The following is a 4,506-nucleotide window of genomic DNA, read 5'->3' as shown; positions in this document are numbered from 1 at the left end:
GGCTGCCGGTGCAGGGTGAGGCCGGGCCCGGGCAGCAGCGGGTCCTGGGTCCAGGCGGGGGTCGGCGCGATCCAGAGCCACGGCGTGACCGGCCGGGTGGCCAGCACCAGCGCCAACCGCTGGCGCTCCAGTTCGCGCAGCGACAGCGCCGGTTCAGTATCAAACCAGGATGCGACGGATGCTTGACGGGAGCGCGAGACGGCGGGCATGGTCCAATTCTATGCGACTGATTGCCCTACCCGCATTCGCGGACAACTACATCTGGGCGCTCGTCGCCGAAGACGGTAATGCCATCGTGGTCGACCCGGGCGAGGCCGCGCCAGTGCTGGCGGCAGCCGCGCAGCAGGGCTGGCGTCCGCACACCCTGCTGCTGACCCACCACCACGACGATCACATCGGCGGGGTGGCCGAACTGCAGGCGCAGTACCCCGGCCTGGCGGTGCTGGCACCCGACGATCCGCGCATTCCTCAGGCCACCCGCCGGGTCGGCGATGGTGAACACGTTCAGGCATTGGGCGTGGGGATCGACGTAGTATCCGTGCCCGGACACACCCGAACGCATATCGCTTTTCACACGGCTGAACATCTTTTCAGTGGCGATGCGTTATTCAGCCTGGGCTGTGGCCGGATGTTCGAAGGTACGCCGCCCCAGCTGCTGGCTTCATTGCAGCGGCTGGCGTCCCTGCCCGCGCACCTGCTGCTGTGCTGCGGGCACGAGTACACCGTGTCAAATGCCGTCTTCGCGCGGCATGTCGACCCCGCCAACGCCGCGCTTGCGCGACGCCATGAGGAGGCACTGGCCATGCGCCGCGATGAACGCCCCACGCTGCCGGTTACGCTGGCGAGCGAGCTGGAATGCAATCCATTCCTGCGAACCCATGCTCCGGCCATCCAGGCCGCGGTCAGCGCCCATCTGGGCCGTGAACTGACTGCTGAAGTGGATGTGCTGGCCGGCCTGCGCGGCTGGAAAGACGGATTCCGAACATGAGCCGGCGATTGCTGCCGCTCGCGCTGGGACTGGCCATGGCCATGGCCGGCAGCGCGGGCGCCCAGTCGTTGAATACCGGTCTGGCCCAGAACGTGGCCGGGATCACCCAGCTGCCGCTCGATGCGGCCGCCCTGCCCCCTCCGTCGGTACGCAACGGGCAGGACATCTTCGCCAGTTTCCGCGAGGGCCTGGCCGAACCTACCTGCGACGTCGAGGCCACCAGCCCGCGCTGGCAGAAGCAGTTCGCGCACGCGCCCTCGCGCTTGGCCAACCAGGACGACGATGCGCTGGTGCTGTTCGGCTATGTGGTGGAAGAACTGCGTGCCGCCGATCTGCCCACTGAATTTGCACTCATTCCCTTCGTGGAGAGCGGCTATCGGCCGAACGCGCGCAATGGCGCGGGCCCTGCCGGGTTGTGGCAGTTCATTGCCACCACCGCCAAGAACCATCGCGTGCAGGTGAGCAACGGCTATGACGGCCGTTTGTCGGCCGTTGATTCGACCCAGGCAGCGGTGCGCTACCTGAAAACCCTGCACGGCATGTTTGCCGGCGACTGGCGACTGGCCACCATGGCCTATAACGCCGGCGAATACCGGGTGCTGCAGTCGCTGCGCAAGGCTGGCATGAACGCACAGAACGCACGCCCGGCCGAATTGCCGGGGCTGTCGCCAATCACCTACGCCTACGTGGAAAAGCTGCACGCGCTGGCGTGTGTGCTGGAGAATGCAGAGACCACGCCGGCGGTGATGGCCTCGCTGGATCGCACCGTGCCGGTGCTGAAGGGGCATACCCTGCCGGCAGGCACCAGCGTGCAGCAGTGGGCCGCACAGCGGCAACTGGACCCGGCACGCATCGCCCGCCTGAACCCCGCGCTGGCCAATGGCAAGGGGCGTCCGAGCGGCACCGCGACGGTTCTGGCCCCGGCCACGCATGCGCCGGTGGATACCTCGGTGGCAGTAGCCCAGGTGGATGCGCCGGCGACCGACGTTGCCAGTGCCCGGCCGAACACGCCGGCGGCCACGCGCACGGTAGCCAGCGCGGCCGATCGTCCGCGCGCGCGCCGGCACACGGTGCGCAATGGCGAGTCGGCCTGGACGATTGCCAAGCGCTATGGGATGCCGTTGAAGGCGCTGTTGTCGTTGAACAATCTCACCGGCAGCAGTGTGTTGAAGCCGGGTGCGGTGTTGCGCGTGGAAGATTGATCGCGGCGGACAGAAACGAAGAAGGCCCGGCAATGCCGGGCCTTTTTTGTTTTCCGCGCCAGCCGGGCAAGCCCGGCTCTACGACATGCATCTGGTGGAGAGCCCCCTTCTTGTTGAAGGGGGCGCGCCGACAGGCGCGGGGATAAGGTGGAATGCGTGGGCAAACCGAAGAACGTTTAACCGGCACCGAAGGTGTCGGTTAAAGGTTGCTCTCTTCGGTTTGCACCTTGAAACGCTTTCTTGCAGTCTTCACGAATTCCTGCGCGGCCGACATGCCGTCCAGCTGCTCGAGCTGCTGCTTGAACTGCTGCTTCTGATCGGCCGGCACTTCGTCCAGGTTGGCCGGAGTGACCTTGTTCACCGCGAAGACCAGGTAGCGGCCCTGCACCTCGACCTTGCCGTAGGTCGGCTTGCCTTCGGCCGGCTGAGCGGCGGCGAAGATGGCGCGGTTGATCTCCGGGGTCGGCACCGGCTGGGTGCGCGGCAGGCCCGGCAGCGGGCTGACCTGCAGCTTGTCTTCGGCGGCGACGGCCTGCAGGGTCTGGCCGGCCTTGAGCTTGGCCAGCACCGCATCAGCAGCCTTCTCCGACGCCTGGCGGGTGCGGTCGGCACGGATGGCAGCGATGACCCGGTCGCGGGCCTTGTCCAGCGGCAGGGCCTGCTCCGGGCTGTGCTGGGTGACGCGGATCATCACGCTGTGGTTCGGCGCGATTTCGATCGGGTCGCTGACCGTGCCGTCCTGGGTCAGCACGTCGGAGAACGCCGCACGCAGCACCGCCGGGTTGGCGGCGATGCCGCTGGCGGTTTCACGGGTGAACGGGCCGACGGTCTGCACCGGCAGCTTCAGGGTTTCAGCCGCAGCGGTCAGCGAGGACGGGTTCTTGTAGACCTCGTCGACCAGACGCCCGCTGAGCTGGCTGAACTTGCCTTCGCTGTCGGCCTTGAGCTGCTCGGCAGCAAGCTGGTCACGCACCTCTTCGAACGGACGCGACTGACCGGGCTTGATCTCACGCAGCTGCAGCACGTGGTAGCCGAACTCGGTCTTGACCGGGCCGGAGATCTCGCCAGCCTTCATGGCAAACAGCGCGTCTTCGAACGGCTTGACCATGACGCCACGCTCCACCCAGCCGAGATCGCCACCGCCCTGCTTGGAGCCGGTGTCGTCGGAGTTGGCCTTGGCCAGGGCAGCGAAGTCGGCACCCGGGGCCTTGGCCTGGGCCGCAATCGCGGTGGCCTTCTGTTCGGCAGCCTTCATTGCGGCCGCGTCGCTGGCATCGGCAGCAAACAGGATGTGCGAGGCCAGACGGGTTTCCTGCGTGCCAAAGCGCGCCTTCTCATCGTCGTAGCGCTTGCGCAGCGTGGCTTCGTCAGCGGCGGTGGCCGCCGGCAGCGTGGCGGCATTGATTTCCACGTATTCCAGGCTGACGGTTTCCGGCTGGCGGAAGTCCTTGGTGTGGCCGTCATACCAGGCCTTGATCTGCGCGTCAGTCACCTCGGCGGTGTCGGCCGGCAGTTCCGGCAGTGCAGCCAGTTCCACGTCGCGGGTTTCGCCCAACAGCTTCATCAGGCGGTCGGCATCGGCGGCGGTGACGAAGCCCGCCCCTTGCAGCGCAGCCGGAATGATGGAGGTCTGCAGGCTTTCGCGGACCTGCGCCTCGAACTGCGCCGGCGTGCGCGGCGGGTTGCCGGCGGCCAGGGTGGCACGGTACTGGGTGCCGTCGAACTTGCCTTCCTGGTTGAGGAACGCCGGAATGGAGGCGATGGTCTCGCGCACGGCAGCGTCGCTGATGACGAGGCCGGCCTGTTCGCCGGACAGGCGCATGACCTGTTCGTCGATCATCTGGTCCAGCACTTCCAGCTTGCTTTCGGTGCTTTCAAACTTGCGCGGATCGAAATCTTCGCCCTGCTGGGTGCGCGCCTGCATGCGCGCCTGCTCGAAACGGGTGCGGAAGTCGTTGGCGCTGATTTCGTGGTGTTCCCACAGCAGCGACATCGGCCACCAGCCCGGAGCCGAGCGCCACCAGGTCGGCGGAGCGGACACCTTGGCCACGTTCTGTGCGCCAACGCCACCGAGGTAGCTGTTGTCGATCACGAACAGGAAGGGAATCATCAGCAGCCCCAGGATCACGGTGACGATCCAGCCCGAGGTCTTGTCGCGGAGTTTCTGCAGCATGAGTGAAATCAAGGCCTGATTGGCGAGCCCGGCAGTGTAACCCGCTTCGCGCCACGCCCCAACTGCCCTGCCCTGCAGGCAAAAGAAAAGCCCCTGGCTTTCACCAGGGGCCTTCAAAAGTTGGCGGAGCGGACGGGACTCGA

General features: G+C 66.6%; 3 protein-coding genes, 1 tRNA gene and 1 pseudogene (1 of these 5 running past the window's edge). 2 read left to right on the top strand and 3 right to left on the bottom strand.

All coding sequences use genetic code 11. The features are described 5' to 3' along the window. Positions 1–209 (bottom strand): annotated as a pseudogene (locus RT551_RS11195) (hypothetical protein); the annotation flags it as partial. 11 nt (positions 210–220) lie between these two features. On the opposite strand from RT551_RS11195, the gene gloB reads away from it, so the two are divergent. Then, positions 221–988, top strand: coding sequence for a hydroxyacylglutathione hydrolase (gene gloB, locus RT551_RS11190; RefSeq protein WP_313458569.1), 768 nt, complete (start codon positions 221–223; stop codon positions 986–988). Next, on the top strand, positions 985–2,190 hold the full coding sequence (locus RT551_RS11185) for a transglycosylase SLT domain-containing protein (protein ID WP_313458566.1): 1,206 nt from the start codon (positions 985–987) through the stop codon (positions 2,188–2,190). The genes gloB and RT551_RS11185 overlap by 4 nt, the downstream gene beginning before the upstream one ends. Before the next feature lie 199 nt (positions 2,191–2,389). Here the strand turns inward: RT551_RS11185 and RT551_RS11180 are convergent, their stop codons facing one another. Continuing rightward, positions 2,390–4,363 (bottom strand): peptidyl-prolyl cis-trans isomerase, encoded by a 1,974-nt coding sequence (locus tag RT551_RS11180; protein WP_313458564.1) that lies wholly within the window; start codon positions 4,361–4,363, stop codon positions 2,390–2,392. A 121-nt stretch (positions 4,364–4,484) separates the two neighbouring features. After that, positions 4,485–4,506, bottom strand: a tRNA-Asp gene (locus RT551_RS11175); it runs 155 nt beyond the window's last position.

The organism is Stenotrophomonas sp. (assembly GCF_032103445.1).
GTDB lineage: Bacteria > Pseudomonadota > Gammaproteobacteria > Xanthomonadales > Xanthomonadaceae > Stenotrophomonas.
The sequence above is the reverse complement of the archived record's forward strand: the minus strand, read 5'-3'. Positions and strand labels throughout refer to the sequence as shown.